Below are 21,432 nucleotides of genomic sequence, written 5' to 3'. Positions count from 1 at the left end.
GCGAACACCGCGTGGTGGTGGATGGCGGTGACCGTGTCGGCTTCGCTACGTCGCTTATGCAGTTCGCGCACCGGTCCGCTGGCCGCGCACTCTCCAACAGCGAGCAGGTCGGCCACGGAACGACCGGCCACGGTGGTCAAGTCCCCGGTCACGGTGATTTCCAGGTCGCAAACCTGGTTGTGCGACGGATGCTCGCCGACGTTGTCCATGTCGTCACGGTCGAAGGCGATCGCGCTCTGGGCTTGGGGACAGGCCAGGCAAACCTTGAATGCGGCGCCCCAGGTCACCTCGGTCTGCTCTGCCGCTTCGATCCGGCAGATCTCCTCGACCGGCTTGAATCCGCCGTCGTGCGACAACACCATCGTGGCCCGCGCGTCCACCGACCAGGACGCGGCGGCGGGCACCGCGCCGCGCAGCCGCTCGAGGATGCCCTGTGCGTAGTCGAGGACGGTCGGCTGTGGACCTGGCCGATCGATGCATTCGATCAGCCTGGACATGTGCGCGCCACGTTGGTGGGCGGATAAACCGACTGAGATGTCCATGACGACCATCGCCGCACTGTCATGTTCGTCGATCGCGACGATCCGCTTGACCCCCACGTGTCCAACCGAATGCACCGGAATAGAGATGCTCGGAGCTTCCGAGTGCAGGTCCGGCAGCACATCAATGTCTCTGTGGGCCATGCTCTTCCACCCTCTCCGGCTCGTAAACGTCAACAGTCCGCAGACAGCTGGCCGATCGGCACTATCGACTGAACATGTCACGAGCTTGCCAGGGGATCGGTTCACTCGTGGGACGGAGCGGCGCGCTCGTTGTCAAAGCCACACCTACGCTCCGCGTCGCGCCGGGCGCCACATCCCACGCATCCGCGACTCCGACCCGCACACGGTGAGTAGGGTCGAGCCGTGATGCGCGAAAAGGCCCGGGCATCGACCGCGATTTTGGCAATGGTCGCGGCGGGCCGCGTCGCCGTGGGAGCGACGATGATCCTGGCGCCGAGCCGCATCTTTTCGCCCGGATCCGGCACCGAAACACTCCTGATGCGGACCATCGGGATCCGTGATGTGGTGCTCGGCGCGGGCGCCTGCGCGGCCTGGGCGCGCGGCGAAGAAGGCGAATTGCAGCGGTGGGCAACGGTTGGACTGACTAGTGATGGGGCCGACTTCATTACCGGGCTTCGCAGCAAGCCGCTAGTCGGTTCCAGAAGCGCAGTGATCGCCACGCTCTCCCCGGTGCCCTTTGTGGCGGCCGGGATCCTAGGTTTAACCCGCAGGCACCGCGTCGCTACCTCGTGAATAAGCCCGTACTCTTCGACGGTGAACGCGATCGACCCGGACAAGCTCAACACGTGCCTAATGGTGCTGGCCGAAATCGAGTCCTTGCCGCCCGAGCATCCCGATGCCGTGGCCGTGCGTCGGGCCACCGCGGGCATCTTCAAGGCGGTCAAGAAAGCCCGCCGCCACGCCAAGCGCGACGCGGTGGCAGCCGCAGATCACGCGGTCACCGCGGCCACCGCCACCGGTGCGCCCGGTCGCATCGACGACGAAACTGCGGGCCTGCCATTGGTGTCGACTGCGGTGGGCGCCAGCGCAGGCACCTTGCTCCGGTCGCGCGCCTGCTACATGTGCAAGAACCGCTACACAGTGGTCGACGCCTTTTATCACCAGCTCTGCCCGGAGTGCGCCGCGCTCAACCGCGCCAAGCGTGACACCCGCACCGACCTCACCGGTCGGAGCGCCCTGCTCACCGGTGGCCGCGCCAAGATCGGCATGTATGTCGCGCTGCGACTGCTCCGCGATGGCGCCCACACGACGATCACCACCCGCTTTCCGAGCGACGCCGTGCGCCGCTTCGCCGCGATGCCCGACAGCGCCGACTGGCTGCACCGGCTACGCATCGTCGGGATCGACCTGCGCGACCCCGCACAGGTCGTCGCGCTTGCGGACTCCGTGGCCGCACAGGGCCCGCTGGACATTCTGATCAACAACGCCGCCCAGACGGTGCGCCGAGCCCCCGGCTCCTACGCTGCGCTCGTCGAGGCGGAGCGCACCCCGGCGCCGGAACTCGTCGACGTGATCACGTTCGACCGCGTCAGCGACGCCCATCCCGCGGCACTTGCCGGCAGCCTCGCAGAGCACCAAACGCCGCACGCCGTAACTGAACTGGCGCTCGCCGCCCGAAGTGCATCCCCGGACCGGATCGCCGCGGGCACCGCCATAGACGCGGGCGGCCTGCTGCCCGATACCGCGCCCGTCAACAGTTGGACCCAACGCGTGCACGAGGTCGACGCGATGGAACTGCTCGAGGTTCAGCTGTGCAACCAGACTGCGCCGTTCATTCTGGTGAGTCGCCTTCGCCCGGCGATGGCCGCTTCACCGTCTCGCCGCAAATACGTCGTGAATGTGTCGGCAATGGAGGGGCAGTTCAGCCGCGCATACAAGGGGCCGGGGCATCCGCACACCAACATGGCGAAGGCCGCGCTGAACATGCTCACCCGCACCAGCGCCGCCGAGATGCTGCAGCAGGATGGCATTCTGATGACCGCCGTCGACACGGGCTGGATCACCGACGAGCGTCCACACCCGACCAAGCTGCGGCTTGCCGACGAGGGGTTCCATGCCCCGCTCGACCTCGTCGACGGTGCCGCTCGTGTCTATGACCCGATCGTCCGCGGGGAGTCCGGCGAAGATCTCTACGGCTGCTTCCTCAAGGATTACGCGCCGAGCAACTGGTAGCTACGACGCGCGGCTGAGCTTTTCGGCGATCGCGCTTCGCAGTGGTTGGCTGTCGTGCTGTAATTCTGCTCACTGTTGCTCGGTGCACCAGCAGCTGGGCACCCCAAGGGAGAGGCCCCCGATGCTTGGTCTGCACGGCACCTTCGGTGTCGCCCTCGTGGGCGCCGGCTTGATCGCGGTCCCATCGCTGGTCCCGCCGTCACCCGGCGTGCAGACGCGCGCGGTACGGCTCACCAGCGGTGACACTGCGGATTCCCCGCTCGGGGATGGCACGGCCTTCATCATGGGCGGCAGTGGCCTCGAGACGCCCGGTCAGACCTATGCGAATGCCATCGACGCGGAGTACCTGGCGCCGCGGGACTTCACCGGCACCACGCACGTCTTGACCACACCCGAGGCGCTCTATCCATTCCTCGGTCCCTTTACCGAGACGTTCGACCAGTCCGAGGCCCAGGGCCAACTCATCCTGGACACCGCGATCCGAACGCAAATCGCGACCGGCGATGTTAACGCCGCGAACCCCGTCGTTGTCTCCGGTTGGTCGCAGAGCGCGGTGATCTCGTCGCTAGTGCAGCCGGAGCTTGCGAGCCAGGGTGTGCCCAGGGATGACGTGCATTTCGTGCTGATGGGTGATGAAAGTGCCCCCAACGGAGGCATACTGGAACGCTTCGACCTGCCGGACGGCACGCAGCCGAGCATCCCGAGCCTGGGCCTGACGTTCAGCGGACCCGAAGCGTCTAATCTCTACCCGACCGACGTTTACACGCACGAATACGACGGTTTCGCCGACTTCCCGCAATACCCGATCAACCCGCTGTCCGATCTCAACGCCGTGCTGGGCATCGTGTTCGAGCACGTCACCTATCCGGGCCTCACGGCCGAGCAGGTCTCGGACGCCATCCAACTGCCGACGTCGTCGGCAGACGCCTTGACCAACTACTACGAGATTCCCGTCACCACCTTGCCCCTGCTGGAGCCGTTGCAACTGATTCCCTTCATCGGCAACCCGCTGGCCGATTTGCTCAACCCGGACTTGTCGGTGCTGGTGAACCTGGGCTACGGAAACGTCGACGACAACTACTTGGGTGGTTGGAGTCAGGGCTATGCCGACGTGCCCACAACGTTGGGGTTCTTGCCGAGTTCCAGTGTCCTTGAGCAGGTTCCGCAAGCGTTGGCCAACGGCTTGCAGCAAGGGATCACTGACGCCATCAAGGATTTAATAAATCCGAGTAACTACGTGTACTCGTTGCCATCCTGGGCCGACGAACTCGGGACGACACTGGAAAATATCCTCCCCGGTACCCAATTGTCGGTTCTCTCAATCGTGCCCACGACCTTCCAGGACCTGTTCGATACCTTCCCGCCCCACACCGGCTTCCCGCCGTTGGATGTGGCCACCGCGTTGTTCATCACCCTTCCCGAGATCGACTACAACGTCTTCACCACCGAACTCGCGGCTGGCAACCCCGTCGACGCGATTGGCATCCCGCTCGCTGCCGACCTGGGAATATTGCCTCTCGCGCTAATAGGAGCAGTGCTTTGACCTGAGGGTGCCGACATGCGCTGACGCCGGATATTCAGGCCGCCAACATCTTTCGTGGCTTCCTGCTTGGAAAGCGTTGCCGCTTCGGGCTAACTGACTGTGTGGACGATGAGGATGTCTACCTTGGCCTTGCGGGCAACGGTGTCGGGCACGGAGCCCAAAAGACGGCCGGCGACCGTGCCCACCCCCAAGTTGCCCACGACGAGCAGGTCCGCTTTGACCTCCTCGGCCAGGTGCAGCAACGCGTTGACTGGTGCGCCGACGATCGCCTGCTCTTCGATGTCACGCGCGCCGGCGGCATGCGCGCGTTCGCGGGCGTCCTGAAGGATCGCGTAAACGGGGGCACTCCCATGCATCCGGTAACCCTCGCCCCCTAGGCTGTCGGCGGCCCTGCCGTCAGTCAGACGATCGGGGGAGGGCGGCCGTGACCAGCCGCCCTTTTCCGACGTGTCGAGATGCGCGCTCGCGATGATCAGCTTCGCCGATTCTTGCGCCGCGATCGCGCCTGCGCGGTCGACCGCCAGTAACGACGACTCCGAGCCGTCCGTGCCGACGACGATCGTCCGATAGCTCATATCGCCTCCATCAGTCGGTTAACGACAACAAGACATTATCGGCCCGACATCTTCTTCGAAGCCCATTGGGCTCATCCCGCCGGGTGGCGGTCTGATTGAACTGTCGGGAAACCCTTACTGACCCGCGCAAAGGCTTAACTCAGACTTTTTTTCAGGCTTTTCTCACCGAATCCGATGCAGCGGCAGCAATGAGTGCCGATTGGTGGGTCGACCTTCTCCCGCTGTACTAATGGCCGGCCTCGATGGCCGCCACTCTTGCGGTCGCGTCGGGCCCGCAAAAGCGTTGAAGATTAACCCCACCCGAGGCAAGCAGACCGTCGATGCGGTGTTTGAGGTCACCTGAGGACAGGTGGGCGTAGAGGTTCATGCCCGGGCATGAGGTCTGGGCGAAGTCGCGGTGGCCCGCCAGGGTACTGCTCGCGATACCGAAGTTCTGGGCGGCCCACGCGAATGCGAGCGCGGCGCCGTGAAGCTGCGCCTCCGACACGGCCTCTTGATCGAAGTCTCCCTCGCAGAGAACGAGGAAATGACCCGTGGTGTCGTAGTCCGTCGCGGTGTCACCGGCAATCTCGGTGCTCCGCAATTCATAGAGGTTGCCATTGCGGTCGACGCCGACGTGGTATGCGATGTCGATCCACCCGTGCTGGTCTTGGTGGTATTGCTGGTCTTTGCGTAAGCGCTCAGGGGCATTTCGGTTGTCGCCGAGCACCACGGCCTCGTGGTGCAGGGTCATGCGGGTGATGGTGTGCCGCTTGCCGCCGGGTCGGGGCGGTCGCGCACCCCAGGCATCTCGGCATATCAACTGTGCCGCAGTGGAAGCGGTCAGGCGGGTACGGGTCGTCCGGATGTCACTCGCGCAGGCGCTGATCATCGACGCCGCACCGACGCCGCCCGCCAGCCGAAGCAGCTGACGGCGACTGATGGAATCCGGGTTTCTCATGCTGCGAAGAGATCTGCGGGGTTGAGTAGCGTGCCAAGCTCAGCCAGCAGCGTGCTCCCGGTCGACTGGACCAACTCGGGCATGTTCGCCCACTCCGTTGTTGCCGCACTGCCAAGGTCGGTCGGGAAGTCATTGTTGGCGGTCAAGACCGCGGTCGCCAGGTCGTCGCGGGCGTTGAGGAAGCCGCCGATGATCCCGGTGTTCGGGTCGAGAACCGTGTCGTTGAATAGGGATCCGAGCTGCTGAGGAAGCAGCAGCGATAGCACGGTCTGGCCCAGCGCCAATTCAGTGGGCAAGTTGGTGTCGCTGGCCGCCAGGGGCAGAGTGTTGAAGATCGCCTCCAGGCTGCCGACTGGATTGGTGAGCAAGTCGTGGTCGACGGTGGCCCAGTCAGGCGACAAGGCCGGGGTGAACCTCAGCTCGAGGGGAGTTGACGGGTCGCTGCCGAACACCGCGGCGAAGTTGTCGGCGCCCATCACCCCCTGCAACCCGTGAAGTATCAATTCCTGTACCACCCAATCAGGTTGGGCGTTCTCGCGGGACAGGTCCAGGGCGTAGTCGTACGAAAAGACGCGCTGCGACATGTCGGCGGCATATTCGGCGGGGCTGACGGTGGGTGTGTCCGCGGGCAGATAGCTGGCCACATCGGCCACCGGCACCACCTCGGTCGTCACCGGTAAGCCCGTCGGGTCCGTGCCATCGGGGAGGTTCTCGAACCGGGCGAAGATCTCGCCGCTGCTAACGCCATTGCTGTCAAGCCAATTCGCTACACCCGGGTTGGTCGCGCTGACCACGTAGTACGTGTATCCATCGGGATCGGCGAAGGCGGTGGTGTTGTTCAAGGTGGTCTGCGCCAGGGTGTAGGGCAGTGCCGCGCCGAAGACGTTCATCAGCTCGATCCCGCTGTAGCCCGATGGCACGTCTGGCACTTGCACGATCAGCGCTTGGTCGGGACTCAGGTCGAAGTTACCGCCGGAGACGTCCGCACTGGGCAGACCGGTTGCAAACACGCTGGTTTCGGGGGCCAGCGCGCTCATCGTGTTGGGCGGGAGCTCGATACCGGCAACCTCGGCCAGGCCCATGTTTTCTTGGTTGAAAGGTCCGACGATGTTACTGAAGGCGGTGAACAACGTGGTCAACAGCGAGTCGACCGACATGACTTGAGTAGCGGAGGTCCCTGCCAGCGAGCCGATTTCGGCGGCCGACCCGTCGGCGCCGGGAAAGAGTCCGGTGGTCGGTATGGTGAAGAACGCGGGGCAGTCAGACACGCAGTGAATGCTGATGCTGCCTGGGCCCTGGGCCCAGTCGCCCAACACGTCCCGAATTAGTAGCGACGCATCCCCGTTGCTGGTGGCATCCGTGTCGTTGATGAAATTGACTGCGCCGCTTGGCTGTGTGGGGCCGATGTCGACGGTGAATGTGCCATCTGGATTGACGATCAGGCCGTGATCGAGCTCCAGACTCTCCTTGCTCACGGCCGTTGAACCGGTGATTGCTTCGGTCGCGATGGCGAGAGCTTCGGTTCCTTTGCCGAGGGTGCCAGTGAGCTCGTAGGTCGCACCGGGCGCCAGACCGGCGGTCGCGTGGTAGTAGATGTCGGGGGTGAAGAATTGGAAGTATTGACGGGAATCGGCCGCATCGCCGGCCACTGCTTCGGGTGACTGGAAGAAGACCCCGTTGAAAAGCTCAGTGACTCTGGACAACCCGGCAGATAGCAATTCGTAGTTCGTGTTCTGCAGACTGGTCGCCAGCATGGCGTCGCTATCCGGTGTCGCAAATGGCAGTGCCGCGTCGTAGTTCGCAGCCTGCTGCATAGCCTCGAGAAGCTGGTCGAGCGCGGGCTGGTACGAACTATCGGCGCCGGCGTGCGGGACGGTCATCGCCACCGACAATGCGCCGGCCAGCGCCGTCGTCGCCATTGCTATGCGCCGCGTCCGACGCGGCATCGCGGTGAACACCGTCTTGTCGTGCATCGCCGTGGCCACGCCGCTCCCTTCGCTGGGATGGAGTCCACGAATTATTCGTCATGCCGATGCGAAATACGGTGCTTTCGGGGTACTGGTCGACGCCGCCGCGCTGGCGGCTGCGATACGCGCGCATTCCGGCCTGGGGTGGCTCCCTCCTCGCCGTCTGGCCGGGTGCGCCAACTCTACTGCGACGCTGATCAAGGCGGTGCTCACGCGGGCCCGGCGGCTGGTCGTTGACGGCAAGAAAGGTGAAGGGCGCACTCGCCTGGTGCGGGCTATGCTTCAGCCCGCAGGACCGCTGAGCGGAAGGAATCGCCATGGCCGACGAGCTGAACGTCGATCCCGTCGCGCTGCATAACGGCAGCAACGACATGCTCGATTCGGTCGGCGAGGCCGCCCTGAGCTTCGCCAACCACGAGGATGGACTGGCCGATGCCGCGTCCGGCTGGATCGGATCCTCGAAGCAGGCGCTGGGCGAGCTGGCGGCGCGGTGGGAAGCGCGGCACAACCACCACAAACTGCAGGTGGGTGGATTGGGGTCGCACGTGGCCGACGCAATGACCCGCTACGTCAGCAACGAAGACGAGTCGGCCCAGGCGGTCCAGTCGTTAGGGGAGTGAGGGTAAGGCGTGGCGGCGCTGACTCCGGCCGACGTCAAGCACTGGGACACCGATGCGATCCACGGCGTGTTCCAGACCGCCACCAATCGCGCGACGACATTGCAGCGACTGGGCGACAGCCTGCAGCAGGTCCACAACACTCTCAGCGACTGGCAAGGAGACGCCGGAGACGCGTTTCGCGCGGACCTGGGTAGGACGCGGCGCGACGTCGACGCTGACGGCCAAGAGTCCAGGCAGGTAGCCGCCGCGGTATCGCGCGCCGAAGCGGATGTGCGATCGGTCAAGTCCGAACTTGATGGAATCGAGCGCGCCGCAGAGGGTTACGGCTGGACGATCACCTCGGACTGGCGAATCGATCCGGGCAACACCATGATTGGGATCGATCGGCTGACGTTAGCGGCAGAGCAACAGCTTCTGCAGGAACAGCTCGACACCTGCAAACTGCACGCCCACAGCGCCGACCAGGAACTCGCCACCGCCGTGCGCGGCAGCGTTGGCGACATCCCGCTCGATGCCGCCGGGCATCAACCGGGCGCCACTCCGGGCGCGCCCAAGCCCCCGGCAGCGGGGCAGCCAAAGTCGTGGCAGGACATGCTGTTACCGGCTGGTCCCGCCTCGGCGGAGCCTGGCGGTGGCCCGCCGAAAGGCCCGCCCGTTCCGGCCGGTGCCGGGGGCGGCAAGCCACCGTCGCTGGAAGACATGATGCTTGGGCGGGGCGAGCCAGCTGACGCCGGCGGCAAGCCGCCACCGGGCAGCCTGCCTGATCTGCTCAGCCGGCTTGGGAAACCCGGTGCTCCTGGCGCCCCGCCGCCTCGGCTCAATCCCGCCGACGTCGAGACCTTCAAGGCCTTGGCGCGCCAATCCATGATCAGCGAGGGTGTGCCGCCGGACCAGATCGAGTCACGACTGAATGACGCCGTGGCCCGCACTCAGCAGTGGATGGACAACGGGATGCCCAAGTACCTCCCGGCCGCGCCGCCGCGGCCGCCATCACCTGGATTCGGCGACGGGTTCGCGGACCGCTGGTTCTCCACCGAGCAAGGCCTCAAGAATCTCATCGGGCAAGGAGGACCCGGCGCCCCGGGCGTCCTCCAGTCGTGGGAGCAGGTGCTCAAAGGCACCCTCGAAAGTGCCCAGAACCCGATGGGCGCGGCCCTGGGGGAAGTACAAAACGCAATCGATTCACCGAGTGCGGCCTACTACTTAGGCGAGAAAGGCGCCGATGCCGCTTTCACGGCGCCCACGTTGATGTTCGGCGGCGAGGGAGCGGCTGTCGAAGCAGGGCTTCCCGCAGAAGTTGTGACGGAGGGCGGCGCACCCTTGGCCGTGGTGCACGGCTGGGACCCACTGGGCGGAATGTCATGGGACGACTTTGCGTCCCATTTTGGCACCCCCGAAACGCGCGTTTGGCCTGGAAATGAGGGGTTTCCGGCGGGGTACTCACCCCAGCCGGCCCATTTGCCTGCTGGCTCGATCATCGACCGGTTCGGTTCCGAGTTCGGCCGCTATCTTGCGCCCGATGGCACATCTTTCGGGGATCGCGCACTACCACCAGAGTCGGTTGGAGGAGATTACAACCGATATATGGTAACGGGAGAGGCGCTGCCTCCGGGTTGGCGAATTGTAGAAGGGCCAGTAGAACCTTTTTATGGCCAGACGCCATCCCCGGGAACTCTTCAATATATGATTGAGGCTCCAGATGGCGTGAAACCAACTGTTTACGAGTTAGTCAGGTTAGGGATATTAGATGACTACGGACCCCGCCTCGGGCGATAAATCCGCGGAACTCCAAACTGAAATAGACAGGTTGTCGGACATTCTCGGCGCTCATCCTATGCGTGTCGGCTTGCGAACAAACGACGGTCTAAATATTTATATCGCCGAAGACGGCTCATACCACTTTGCCTTTTATGAGCGAGGAAAGCTCGGCTTCGACCGGTCTGGGAACCTCGACGACCTCCTCTACTGGTATTGCCAAAGTGTGGTCGCGAGCCAAGCGGCAAAACAGGTGGGTGAACGGGCCGAGCGTTTCAAATATGAATACCAGGTGCTAAGTCGCTTGAATGTAGATTGGGCGAAGAGAAATGTCCGAGAGACTGCGGCAATGTTCCGTAAGTACGGACGGCCCGAGGATATTTCCTTGCTTCCCGATATCGGTGAAGCTTTGTGATGGTGCATCGCCAACAACTAGGTGGCGACGCACGCAGGAATTCTCGACATGTATCCGACCGGATGAATGATTCGCGCTTGCCTGAGATCGGGTAATAACAAGTATTCTTTGTCCGCGGCCGGCCTAGCCGTCGGGCTGATCGTCCACCGCTTTCGCGGCCCTGCCGGCGATGACCGCGGTGACTATGGCGACCAGAGGTTCCATCGATACTCCCGCTGGTTGGCCGAGCGCTTAGCCATTGCGACCAAGCTACCGAGCGGGCCTCGGTCCATTAGGGCCCGAGGGGTTCACCGGTCTGTTCCAAGAACGCGGGTTGTGGGTACAGGATCGGCATGCATCGCCCCGACACGATCATCGAGATCCACCGCGAACGCGTCCAGGATCAGACCGTCGAGATGTTCGGCGGTGACAAGTACACCGAGTCGGTCGACGGCCCCGGCTACTCCGCGACGGCCACCCTGGATCTCACGCTGGACCGGGTGTGGTTCGTCTTGGATGCACAGCAGCGGCTGTGGCAGGAGCAAGCGGAAGGTGAATTCCAGGATCCGCTAAGGCATTTCGCGATCGACCTGGTGATCTTCGATTCGAAGATCACCATCGACTCGGTGACCTGCATCCCGCTAGTGTCATTGCCACCCGCGACGATCACGATCCCGGACGGTCCGCGCGCGGACGAGTCGTGCGAGATCGCCTACAACGAGATCCCGCTGTTCGGGCGGTTGACGATTCACGACCAGCTCGAACCGCGACAGGCCGAACCGGGCAAGCAGACGATAGCGCTGGACTTCAACACGCAGGATGCCCCTGTGCTGCTTGCCAATTCGCTGAGCGACGACCGCGGCCAGCGCTTGTTCGGTGCGAACATCGATCGCCGCCCCGACGGCGGCATCGCGTTCATGGGCCAAGACCCGCGCGTGAGCTGGGAACTCGACTACGCCGAGGCGTACTGGATTACGCACTGCATCGCGGGGGAGTTGCTGGTCAATCTGGAGAAGCTGCAGCACCTCGGCATCTCCGACGACGAAGCCCGAATCAGGGTGCTCGATTCGCTGGCCGCCCAGATTTCCGACGCTATCCGTCCCAAACTCGCCGAGATGGGCGTCGACGGCGTGATGGACCTGCTGCCGTCCGCGATGGACGTCGAGCCCGAATCGCGCGACAACAGCACCGTCAAGGCGCTCGATGCCGTCGTTCAACGCTTCGACGTCGACGGAGTCACCCACGAATCGATGGTGGTTCAACTGCAAACGCTGCGTGAACTGCCGTCCGGCGAGGAGCTGCCAGCATCGATCCTGGCTGAAAACCCTTATGAAAGAACCGGATTGGCTGTCACCGGTTGGAGCATTCTTCGGCAGGTCCGCGACACCGTCATGAACACCTTCGATCTCGACGAGAGCGATTTCGACGCTGATGCGCCGTGCCTGCTGGCGGGTCCGAAGACCGTCACCATCGGCGGGCAGGACCGCTGCCTGGAAGCCCTCGACGCGGACGTCGTGCCACGAACGCACGATGGCCGGCTGGTCGTCGACGGCACCGTCAGCGCCGAAACCACGCTGTATGACTTCAATGCCAGCTTCAAGGTGACCTACGAGATGGGTCTCGACGACATACCGCGCGATCCGGGTGGGTCAGAGACCCGGCGAGCCGACCTGGAAACCATCGAGAGTCTCGAGCAGGCGCTGAGCGCCGCCGGCGTCAAGAAGCGGGCCGGGCAGTTGAGCACCGAGGACTACGAGACGGAAGTCAAAAGAGTCCGCGAGCGGCTCGATGACCTTCCCAAGACCGTGGGCGTGCGACCGACCCAGAATCCGCCTGAGGCCGAGGTGAACCCGGACTTCAGCCTGACGGTGGCCGGCAAGGTAGCCGCCGCGGCCGGCGCCGCGGCTACCGCCGGACTGCTTGCACTGCCGGCGACGTGGGTCGCAGGGGCGGCCGGAGTCGGGGCGGCCGGCGCGGGCGGTCTGCTGACCCTGGCGATCGTTCAGTACCTCAGCACCGTGCTGACCATCGACTGGTTCGGCGTCGGGTTGGGATCGCGGCAAGTCAAACAGTCGCTGAACGATCGGCCGGAGGGGACGTCGCTGCCGCCGATCGGAATACCGATCGAGGTGGATTTCAACCGGCAGCGTCTTGCGGTGTACTTCCGCCCGCTACCGGCGAAGTTATGGATCGGTTGCGTGTCCGTCGACGACGAAGGAGACGACAACCGCGAATCCGACATTCGGCTCGTTGGCGGTCGCTGGCCCACCGATGGCCGGCCCTGGAAGCTGTCCAACGACGACGCCATGTTGTACGTCGACTCCGGCGAACTGCAGCTGCTCATGGAGCCGGACAGTGTCAGCGGTGAAGGGTCGGCGATCAGCGTTGCGACCGGCGCCGACGGCCGGCGTTATTTGCAGGTGGAAAACGAAGACGCCGACAGATTGCACCGGATCCCGCGGTGCCGTGGTCAAGGCAACGAGACGGACTGAAAGGGAGCCCCGACGTGGAACGAACGGACAGTTCAAGACTCATAAACGTGGCAATGGCGGGTCAGCGGCGCGCGCGCCGGAATCGACCTCTGTAGGGTTGTTCAAGTGTGTGGAGCCACCGGTGAGGTGCGACTCGACGGTCGACCGCCTGATGTAGCGGCCGTGGCTGCGATGACCGCCGTGATGACGCCGCGAGGACCGGATGGGGCGGGCGTTTGGTCGCAAGGTCGAGTCGCTCTGGGCCACCGTCGTCTCAAAATCATTGACCTCACCGAGGCCGGCTCTCAGCCGATGGTCGATTCCGACCTTGGTCTGACCATCGTTTGGAACGGTTGCATCTACAACTACAAGGAGCTGCGGACCGAGCTTCAGGGCTACGGCTACCGCTTCTTCTCGCACAGCGACAGCGAGGTTCTGCTCAAGGCCTATCACCGCTGGGGTGACGACTTCGTCAGCCACTTCAAGGGCATGTTCGCTTTCGCCATCGTCGAACGCGACAGTGGCCGCGTTTTGCTCGGTCGCGACCGGCTCGGCATCAAGCCGCTCTACGTGACCGAAGACAACCACCGGATCAGGTTCGCGTCGACGCTTCCGGCGCTGCTGGCCGGCGGTGGCGTGGACACTCGCATCGATCACGTCGCGCTGCACCACTACATGACGTTCCACTCGGTGGTGCCCGCACCCGCCACCATCCTGCGCGGCGTGCGCAAGATCCCGCCGGCATCGCTGCTCGCCATCGAGCCCGATGGCCGCCGGGTAGCCACCACCTATTGGTCACCGGACTTCAGCCGACACGACGACCGCTCCGACTGGTCGGAGCGCGACTGGGAAGACGCCGTGCTGTCTTCGCTGCGTACCGCCGTCGAGCGCCGACTGGTCGCCGACGTTCCGGTCGGGTGCCTGCTTTCCGGCGGTGTGGATTCCAGCCTGATCGTGGGCCTACTCGCCGAGGCCGGTCAGCACGGGTTGTCGACGTTCTCCATCGGATTCGAGGCGGCCGGCGGAGTGCAAGGCGATGAATTCCAGTACTCCGACATCGTGGCCAAACGCTTCGAAACCGATCATCACCAGATCCGCATCGGCACCGAGCGGATGCTGCCCGCTCTGGACGGCGCGATCGGGGCGATGAGCGAACCGATGGTCAGCCACGACTGTGTTGCCTTCTATCTGCTCAGCCAGGAAGTCGCGCGCCACGTGAAAGTCGTGCAATCGGGCCAGGGCGCCGACGAGGTGTTCGCGGGCTACCACTGGTATCCGCCGATGGGTGCACCGGCCGCCGCCACTGTCGAGGGTTCGGTTGCCGAATACCGGGCTGCCTTCTTCGACCGCGACGAGGCCGGCCTTTCCGCGCTTCTCGCCGAGGGTTACCTCGCGCCTGGCGATCCCAGCCAGCGTTTCGTCACCGAGCATTTCGCCCACGCCGGAGCCGAAACCGGGATCGATCGCGCATTGCGGCTGGACACGATGGTGATGTTGGTCGACGACCCGGTCAAGCGGGTCGACAACATGACGATGGCCTGGGGGTTGGAGGGCCGTGTTCCGTTCCTCGACCACGAACTGGTCGAGCTCGCGGCCACCTGCCCCCCGGAGCTGAAGGTCGCTCACGGCGGCAAGGGTGTGCTCAAAGAAGCTGCGCGACGGGTTATTCCGGCCGAAGTCATCGACCGTCCCAAAGGCTATTTCCCGGTTCCCGCGCTGACCCACCTCGAAGGGCCGTACCTCGACATGGTCCGGGATGCTCTCTACGCGCCGGTCGCCAAAGAGCGAGGGCTGTTCGACGCCACTGCGGTCGACGCCCTGTTGGCCGACCCCAATGGTCGGCTGACCCCGCTACGCGGCAACGAGCTCTGGCAGATCGCCCTGCTCGAGCTTTGGTTACAACGTCATGGTGTGACCGGGCCGGCAGCATGACCGCCATCGGTCCTTCAGCGGACCATCCCGAGGCCATCACGCTCGGCTTGCACGATGCGTCACCGCCGCACATGGTCGACGCGATGGCAAAGGATGTCGAGCTTGAATTAGGTTGGGGCCGACTCATCTTCGGTCAGACGTTCGCCGATGCGGGCACTCTGGCCGAGGCACTTCGGCGGGAAGCGCCCGGGCGGCGTGACATCTGCATCTATGCCCGCGAGTCCCAAGTCGTCGTTGCCGGAGCGCCTTCCGAACTTTTCATCGACCCCAGCCATACCTATCGGCTCCGCTTCGCCGACACCTCCGACGAGGACGAGTCGGTGGCCTTGCCAGTGGGTGTCACTGTGCGCGCGCTCAACGACTCGTCCGACGCAGACTCGATGAACCGTGTGTACGTTCGCTGCGGAATGGTACCGGCGCCAGTCGACACGACCTGGAACAACAATCTGCATGAGCCCGCTGTCACCTACCTACTCGCGGTACGTGACGATGACGGTGCCGTCGTAGGCACGGTGACCGGTGTCGACCACGAGCTACTGTTCTCTGATCCCGAGCGCGGCTCGAGTTTATGGACACTGGCGGTCGATCCGGCTGCCGGGATCCCGGGAATAGGCATCGCGTTAACTCGAAAGTTGGCCGCGCACTTCCGTCGTGCGGGTCGCGCCTATATGGATCTGTCGGTTACCCATGACAATGCGGCCGCGATCCGGCTGTACGAGAAGCTGGGATTCCGCCGCGTCCCGGTGTTGGTGATCAAACGGAAGAATGCGATCAACCAGGCGTTGTTCAGCCCGCCGCCGGAGACCGTCGACGACCTCAATCCGTATGCCCGAATCATCGCCGACGAGGCTTTGCGTCGCGGCATCTGGGTGGAGGTCCTCGACGCCGAAACCGGCGAGATGCGTCTCAGCCACGGCGGTCGCAGCGTGATCACCCGAGAATCGCTGTCGGAGTTCACCTCCGCAGTCGCGATGTGCCGTTGCGACGACAAAAGATTGACTCGCCGACTGGTCTCGGACGCGGGTATTACCGTGCCGGGCGCTCGCCTGGCGACCTTCGACGACGACGACTACGCGTTTTTGAAAGAGGTAGGTGAGGTTGTCGTCAAACCCACTCGAGGAGAGCAAGGCAAGGGCATCACGGTCGGTGTTACCGCCGAGCACGGACCCAGCGACCTCACCGCAGCAGTGGCTCGGGCGCGCGAGGAATACCCCGAGGTGCTGATCGAGCAGCGGGTTATCGGTGACGACCTTCGGCTCGTGGTGATCGACGGTCGGGTGGTCGCCGCGGCGTTGCGGCTGCCGCCCGAGGTCATCGGTACCGGCGAGCACACTGTACGGGATCTGATTGCGGCGGAGAGCCGACGGCGCTCGGCGGCCACTGGTGGTGAGTCCAAAATCCCGCTGGACGCTGTCACCGAGGCGACGGTCGTCGAGGGCGGATGGCAGCTGGATGATATTCTGCCCCAAGGCAATCGGTTACGCGTTCGCCACACGGCAAACCTGCACCAGGGCGGCACGATCCACGATGTCACCCCCGACGTGAATCCTGAGCTGTGCCGGGTCGCGGTGACGGCCGCCGAGGCGATCGGCATCCCAGTGACCGGCATCGACCTGCTCGTCCCCGATGTCACTGGCGAAGAGTACGCCTTCATCGAAGCCAACGAGCGACCGGGCCTGGCCAACCACGAGCCACAACCCACCGCAGCGGCTTTCATCGACTACCTATTTCCCGGTCAGCCCGGTCAGCCGTTGGCCTGGACTCCCGACGAATCGCCGCGTGTGCCTGATGATTCGGTCGTCAGATGAAACGGTGCCGCGTCCAGTTCGATCGGACTGATCACGTTGCGGGCCTGCTCGGGCGCCATGACATCGCGGACGAAGTCACGTTCCCTGGCCACGGTCAACTGGTAAACCCGCGCAGCGATAATCAGCGCGACAACAATCGTTCCGAATGAACAAACGTCAGCGCCGGCCGTGGCCCGGCTGATCGGCGCGCTAGGGTAGGCGTAGACACGCCCAGGCGGTCGCGAAAGTTTTTCTGCGCGTGGGGACTACGATCTCGATCCAGGTCGATCCGCGGCTCATCGCCGAGTCCAGGCAGTAATCAATGCGGGCAGCACGGCCATCCCATCTGCGGTGGCGATTTCGTTGCAGAGGTTTGATTGCAGAGCCTCTAGGTCGGCGAGCCGACTGTCAACGACGCCGAGTCGTTCGGCGACGGGCTGCATAAGGCGCCATGAGTTAGCAACGTAGGCCGCGTGTTCGGTGTCCTTCGCGGTGCCGACCGGTGCGCTGATGGTCAGCGTCGGTGTGCGCAAGCCCGCGTGTCGGAAGAGCCGATGCAGCGTGGTACCGAACTGCGGGTCCAGCCCGGCCCCGCGGAACGCGCTTGCGATTGCATCGGCCGCGGTCTGCCAGGTTGGTAGCCACGGAACGCTCCGCGCGGCCGTCATGTCGAAGTCGCAGAATGCGATTACGCCGCCGGGACGCACCAAGGTGGCGAGCCGGCGCAAAGCCGCGACTGGTTCAGGCAGGTGCATGAGGATGAGCCGTCCGATGACCGCGTCGACGGGTTCATCGAGGGTGATGTCGTCGACGGTGCTGTGCTCGAACGAGACGGTGATGACGCTGTTTTCGGCGGCGCGCTGACGTGCCAGCGCCACGATGTCGGGGGAGGCGTCGATCCCGATCACCCGGCCTGTGGGTCCGACAAGGCGCGCCGCGATCAGCGATACGTCGCCAGGTCCGCACCCAATGTCGAGCACGCGCATCCCGGGCTCAAGGCCCGCGGCGCGCAGCGCCTGTTCGGTGGGCTGCTCGTAGAGGTGCGCCTGCAGCAGCAGCCGCTGGACTTCGGCGTCGGCGTGACCGAGCAGGTAGGACGTTGTCGTGACAGACACCGAGTTGCGCCCCAGCGTCGCCACCAGCGCGTCGAGCGCAGAGGCGTCGGCGGGGACCGGCACCGGGGCGGCATATGAGTAGGCCGGGCTCGTCGGGTCGCGCAGCGGGGAGTCCGCCGAGATCGCTTGGGCCACGCCGAGTGCCACCGAAATCCACTCCTCGGGTATGTGGATCGACTGGCCGCGTGCGTCAGCTAAATCCAACCGATGCGCCAGCATGTCCATGAAATGCACGCTCAACACCGATTGGGTGGGAACCTCCATTGCCAACTTTGGCACGAAAACCGTTGCCGGTGAATTGTTGTCGGGCGCGAAGGCTTCGATCCAGCGGCCCGCGGTGGTGTCGAAGGCGGTGCGAACATCGCGTGCTAGCGCGAGCGGATCCGAGAACAGGTTCAGGATCGCCTCGTGCTGAGCATTCATGTGGCGAATCAAATCTTCGACAGTCCAACCGTCACAGCGGGTCGGCAGTCCCAACTCGGCGTCGCTGAGGTTGGCGACATCGCCGCGTAGGCGCTGGAGCACCGCCGCGTCGAGAGCGTAGATGTCGTGGTGATCAAACATCGCGGTGGCCTAAGCGTTTTGCCGGGACTTTCGCTACGCGAGAAGCTGACGCGTCAGCGCTAGGCAAGTATTGGACGCGGACCAAGGAAACATCCACGGTGATGATCGCGAGGCGTTGCTCGGCGGGGCCGTCGTCACCGCGCCGGAAGATGCGACGACGGGTTGGGAAGACGAACTTGTCGAACGTCTTGTGGTCGTGGGTGTAGTGCGCGACGGGAGCATTGCCGGTCGCATCGGCGGCGTAGTCCATTCGGCGCAGCATCAAGTGCTGGTCGTAGTAGAAGACCTGATCGGAGTTGTGGTTGGCGTTGTTCGGCGGAAAGTGCACTGCGAGGCGCCGCCAGGTTTCGTCGCCTTCCCGCCACGGCTGGATTTCGCTGACCTGCACGCCGGGATAGGTGAGGCTGAACGGCTGGGCGAAGTAGTTCCAGTTTGCGGCGCTGGTGAAGTAAGCGGTCTGGATCGCATCCCACTTGGTGGTCTGCAGGTCAAACGTGGGAAAGCTCGACCGCGGATCGGTGCGCTCCTCAACGACCTTCCCGTCGGTGGTTTGAATGGCCAGCCGTTCTGGATCCACGTCGAACACTGAACAATGATCAGGCCCAGGAAAAGGTGTCGTCGTGATGTGTTCGCGGTGGGCGTCCATCGAGACCGTCCACGTGGGCGCCAGGTCCGGCCAGCCGCGCAGGGCCCAAAACGGCCCTCCGACTGCGATTTCGGCGGTGACCGCACTGACGTGGCCCCAGTTGGCCAGCCCGCCGTGGGCGTCCAGCACACTGTCGAGAAGCTCGATGCTCATCTGGATCTCCTTAACGATTGGGGGTTGGTGTTACAGGCGTGGCAATGGATTGCTTGATGAGGTCGGCCACCTCGTCGGGTTGATCCCACTGTGGCCAGTGGGATGCGCGATCGATCAGGTGCATTTCAGAGTTCGTGAATAGAGCACAGATGTGTTGTGCCACATCAGGGGTCAGATTCGGATCATCGCGGCCGAATATCACCGACACCGGCACTTGGACGGTCTGCAGCCGGGCGGATGCGATCACTGCGTCCTGCCGGTCTAGGGCCGCGGGAAGACCGCCGGTCCATGACCGGATTTCGGCGAGCGCATCTGATTGGCTGTTGTCGCCGAAAAATTGCGGCACGATGGAGCTGACGCCGATGCCGTCGGGGGGAAGGCTCCCATCCAGGCCGAAGCGACGGCCGGTGTAGGCCAACAGCCACAACCGCTGGTTGGGGTCGTCAACTAGAGCGTCGGTCAACGGTGTCAACGCGGGATCGGCCATCAGAGCGATCATTTCGGGTAACCGAAGGTTCGGTTGCCGCCCGTAGTAAGTGTTCAGCAACACCAGCCGGGCAACGCGTTGCGGGTGGGCCAAGGCGAACTCGGTGGCTTCCGGTCCCGATGCGTCATGTCCGACCAGCACCGACTGCTCGAGTTGTAGGGCGTCGCAGACGGCCAAGAGCTCTTGATGACGGCTGATGACGCTCGATTGTCGCGTATCGCGCCGGCTTGATCTCCCGTAGCCGATCCAGTCGAATGTCACCACCCGCTGCGGGTCGAGTGGACCGATGAGCCGGTCGTAGATACGGGAGTCATCGGGAAATCCGTGCATCGCCACGATCGCCGGAGTGCGGCCCGGATGGTCGCGCACATACAATTGACCACCGTCGTAGTCGAGGAGTCGTTCGGTTGGTTCATCCATGGTGCTGGCCTTCGTTGTCGCGGCGTCGATCTGGATGGGTTTGCTCGAGTTCGGCGGGTACCGGCAGCCTGAGTAGCGACAGCAGCTCGGCGAGCTTGGCGTCGAGCAGGCTTCCCACCTCGGTGATGCGGGGATCTCCAAAGCTGGCGAACCGTGTCGAGGGTTGGTCGATGCTGAAATGGGTTGCGCCGGATGAATCCTCATAGATCGCGGTGCGCAGCGGGGCATAGAGCATGACCGCCGGATTGTGGCGGTACATCGTCTCCACGATCACGTTATTGCCCATCATGTAGGTCATCACTCGCGTCTTGTGCCCCAGTAGCCGCATCATCGGTGTCGGATCCAAGGACCAAAACCGGGCAAACGTGTGCGGCGTGTGTTTGGCGGTGTAGCGCACCACTTCGTCCAGGTCGCCCTTTTCCAGCAGGGCCCTCAGGTCATCTGACCCGATATCGGGGACAAGTGTCTCGTAGCGCCGGCACAGGTCGTCGAAGCCGCTATCGGAGCCGATCACCAGGCGATTGACCTGGTGGGCAACGACGCGGGTGCCGGCGGGGCCGGCAACAGACGCCGTCACGGATTCCCTCCCATTTTTCTCATCGGATTGCCCTCCTAGGCGTGGGTGGTGGTGGGCACGAATCTAAACTTCATAGATAACTTTTTCAAGTATAAGTTTGATAAAGAAGTGTCCGCTGGTAGTATGGCTTTATGGCGGGCCGCAAGAGCTACAACCAGAACTGCCCGGTCGCCAAGGGTCTCGACATCCTCGGTGAGCGGTGGACATTGCTGATCCTGCGGGAGTTGTTCGGAGGCGCGCGCCGCTACAGCGACCTGCGTGCGGAGTTGCCGGGTATTGCAACCAATCTGCTCGCCGAGCGCCTCAAGGAGCTACAGGACGCCGGGCTCGTCGACCGAGCCGAGTTGCCGCCCCCGGTCGCGCGCACGGTCTACAGCCTCAGTGAGGTGGGCTGGCAGCGCGTGCCATGCGTCCTGCAGAGCATCGCCTGGCTCGGCTTGGATCGCGTGGACTTGATCGACGGTGGGCCGGTGACGCCGTTGACCGGGTTTCTCGCTGGGTTCGTGGTCCCGTTCAACGCGGCGAAAGCCGCGGCTGTAACTGGGGACTACCGCGTCGAAATCGACGACCGCCGTTTCGAATTCGCGCTGAATCAGGGTCAGCTCGCCGCTGCGCACCGCCAACCGGACGTGACGGTCACCGCGAGCGCTGTCGATCTCGCGACGGCCCGGTTGGGCTCCACCGACGCCAAGCGCAAAGCAGCGCTGAAGCGCATCGCCTTTGATGGCGAAGCCGACGCCGTCGACGCGCT

18 protein-coding genes are annotated in these 21,432 nt (G+C 64.1%); 10 read left to right on the top strand and 8 right to left on the bottom strand.

Features of this window, described 5'->3' with window-relative positions; translation table 11 throughout:
- On the bottom strand, positions 1 to 683 hold a 683-nt coding region (locus VGH54_RS11585; RefSeq protein ID WP_331512133.1), incomplete at its 3' end, for a GTP cyclohydrolase, FolE2/MptA family.
- A 222-nt stretch (positions 684 to 905) separates the two neighbouring features.
- Here VGH54_RS11585 and VGH54_RS11580 point away from each other — a divergent pair.
- The 3 genes from VGH54_RS11580 (at position 906) to VGH54_RS11570 (ending at position 4,278) form a co-directional block, all read left to right on the top strand.
- Positions 906 to 1,295 (top strand): hypothetical protein, encoded by a 390-nt coding sequence (locus tag VGH54_RS11580; protein ID WP_331512132.1) that lies wholly within the window; start codon positions 906 to 908, stop codon positions 1,293 to 1,295.
- A gap of 21 nt (positions 1,296 to 1,316) precedes the next feature.
- Positions 1,317 to 2,735, top strand: a complete 1,419-nt coding sequence (locus tag VGH54_RS11575) for an SDR family NAD(P)-dependent oxidoreductase (protein WP_331512131.1) — start codon at positions 1,317 to 1,319, stop codon at positions 2,733 to 2,735.
- A gap of 121 nt (positions 2,736 to 2,856) precedes the next feature.
- Positions 2,857 to 4,278, top strand: coding sequence for a PE-PPE domain-containing protein (locus tag VGH54_RS11570; protein ID WP_331512130.1), 1,422 nt, complete (start codon positions 2,857 to 2,859; stop codon positions 4,276 to 4,278).
- A gap of 89 nt (positions 4,279 to 4,367) precedes the next feature.
- Here the strand turns inward: VGH54_RS11570 and VGH54_RS11565 are convergent, their stop codons facing one another.
- From VGH54_RS11565 to VGH54_RS11555, 3 genes are all read right to left on the bottom strand, one after another.
- Positions 4,368 to 4,853 (bottom strand): universal stress protein, encoded by a 486-nt coding sequence (locus VGH54_RS11565; protein WP_331512129.1) that lies wholly within the window; start codon positions 4,851 to 4,853, stop codon positions 4,368 to 4,370.
- A gap of 226 nt (positions 4,854 to 5,079) precedes the next feature.
- Entirely contained in the window at positions 5,080 to 5,793 is a 714-nt protein-coding gene (locus tag VGH54_RS11560; protein ID WP_331512128.1) for an N-acetylmuramoyl-L-alanine amidase, read from the bottom strand.
- Positions 5,790 to 7,778 carry a hypothetical protein gene (locus VGH54_RS11555; protein WP_331512126.1) on the bottom strand — a complete coding sequence of 663 codons (1,989 nt, stop codon included), beginning with the start codon at positions 7,776 to 7,778 and terminating at the stop codon, positions 5,790 to 5,792. The genes VGH54_RS11560 and VGH54_RS11555 overlap by 4 nt, the downstream gene beginning before the upstream one ends.
- A 299-nt stretch (positions 7,779 to 8,077) precedes the next feature.
- Between VGH54_RS11555 and VGH54_RS11550 the strand changes: the two genes are divergently transcribed.
- The 6 genes from VGH54_RS11550 (at position 8,078) to ngg (ending at position 16,740) form a co-directional block, all read left to right on the top strand.
- Positions 8,078 to 8,380, top strand: coding sequence for an RNA 2'-phosphotransferase (locus VGH54_RS11550; RefSeq protein WP_331512124.1), 303 nt, complete (start codon positions 8,078 to 8,080; stop codon positions 8,378 to 8,380).
- A gap of 9 nt (positions 8,381 to 8,389) precedes the next feature.
- Positions 8,390 to 10,156, top strand: a complete 1,767-nt coding sequence (locus VGH54_RS11545; protein ID WP_331512123.1) for a TNT domain-containing protein — start codon at positions 8,390 to 8,392, stop codon at positions 10,154 to 10,156.
- A gap of 58 nt (positions 10,157 to 10,214) precedes the next feature.
- Positions 10,215 to 10,550 (top strand): Imm63 family immunity protein, encoded by a 336-nt coding sequence (locus VGH54_RS11540; protein ID WP_331512134.1) that lies wholly within the window; start codon positions 10,215 to 10,217, stop codon positions 10,548 to 10,550.
- A 332-nt stretch (positions 10,551 to 10,882) separates the two neighbouring features.
- On the top strand, positions 10,883 to 13,021 hold the full coding sequence (locus VGH54_RS11535; protein WP_331512122.1) for a hypothetical protein: 2,139 nt from the start codon (positions 10,883 to 10,885) through the stop codon (positions 13,019 to 13,021).
- A 105-nt stretch (positions 13,022 to 13,126) separates the two neighbouring features.
- Positions 13,127 to 14,932, top strand: a complete 1,806-nt coding sequence (locus VGH54_RS11530) for an N-acetylglutaminylglutamine amidotransferase (protein ID WP_331512121.1) — start codon at positions 13,127 to 13,129, stop codon at positions 14,930 to 14,932.
- Positions 14,929 to 16,740 carry an N-acetylglutaminylglutamine synthetase gene (gene ngg / locus VGH54_RS11525; RefSeq protein WP_331512119.1) on the top strand — a complete coding sequence of 604 codons (1,812 nt, stop codon included), beginning with the start codon at positions 14,929 to 14,931 and terminating at the stop codon, positions 16,738 to 16,740. Before VGH54_RS11530 ends, ngg begins: the two co-directional genes overlap by 4 nt.
- A gap of 275 nt (positions 16,741 to 17,015) precedes the next feature.
- On the opposite strand, the gene VGH54_RS11520 is transcribed toward ngg, so the two are convergent.
- From VGH54_RS11520 to VGH54_RS11505, 4 genes are read right to left on the bottom strand one after another with little or no spacing between them, the layout of a single operon-like run.
- Entirely contained in the window at positions 17,016 to 18,398 is a 1,383-nt protein-coding gene (locus VGH54_RS11520; protein WP_331512118.1) for a TIGR03086 family metal-binding protein, read from the bottom strand.
- Positions 18,391 to 19,197 (bottom strand): hypothetical protein, encoded by an 807-nt coding sequence (locus VGH54_RS11515; RefSeq protein WP_331512117.1) that lies wholly within the window; start codon positions 19,195 to 19,197, stop codon positions 18,391 to 18,393. The genes VGH54_RS11520 and VGH54_RS11515 overlap by 8 nt, the downstream gene beginning before the upstream one ends.
- Positions 19,198 to 19,207: 10 nt before the next feature.
- Positions 19,208 to 20,104 carry an alpha/beta hydrolase gene (locus VGH54_RS11510; protein WP_331512116.1) on the bottom strand — a complete coding sequence of 299 codons (897 nt, stop codon included), beginning with the start codon at positions 20,102 to 20,104 and terminating at the stop codon, positions 19,208 to 19,210.
- On the bottom strand, positions 20,097 to 20,681 hold the full coding sequence (locus VGH54_RS11505) for a DUF302 domain-containing protein (protein ID WP_331512115.1): 585 nt from the start codon (positions 20,679 to 20,681) through the stop codon (positions 20,097 to 20,099). Before VGH54_RS11505 ends, VGH54_RS11510 begins: the two co-directional genes overlap by 8 nt.
- Before the next feature lie 131 nt (positions 20,682 to 20,812).
- On the opposite strand from VGH54_RS11505, the gene VGH54_RS11500 reads away from it, so the two are divergent.
- On the top strand, positions 20,813 to 21,432 hold a 620-nt coding region (locus tag VGH54_RS11500; RefSeq protein WP_331512114.1), incomplete at its 3' end, for a helix-turn-helix domain-containing protein.

Origin of the sequence: Mycobacterium sp. (assembly GCF_036488105.1) — a bacterium.
Classification (GTDB): domain Bacteria; phylum Actinomycetota; class Actinomycetes; order Mycobacteriales; family Mycobacteriaceae; genus Mycobacterium.
The sequence above is the reverse complement of the archived record's forward strand: the minus strand, read 5'-3'. Positions and strand labels throughout refer to the sequence as shown.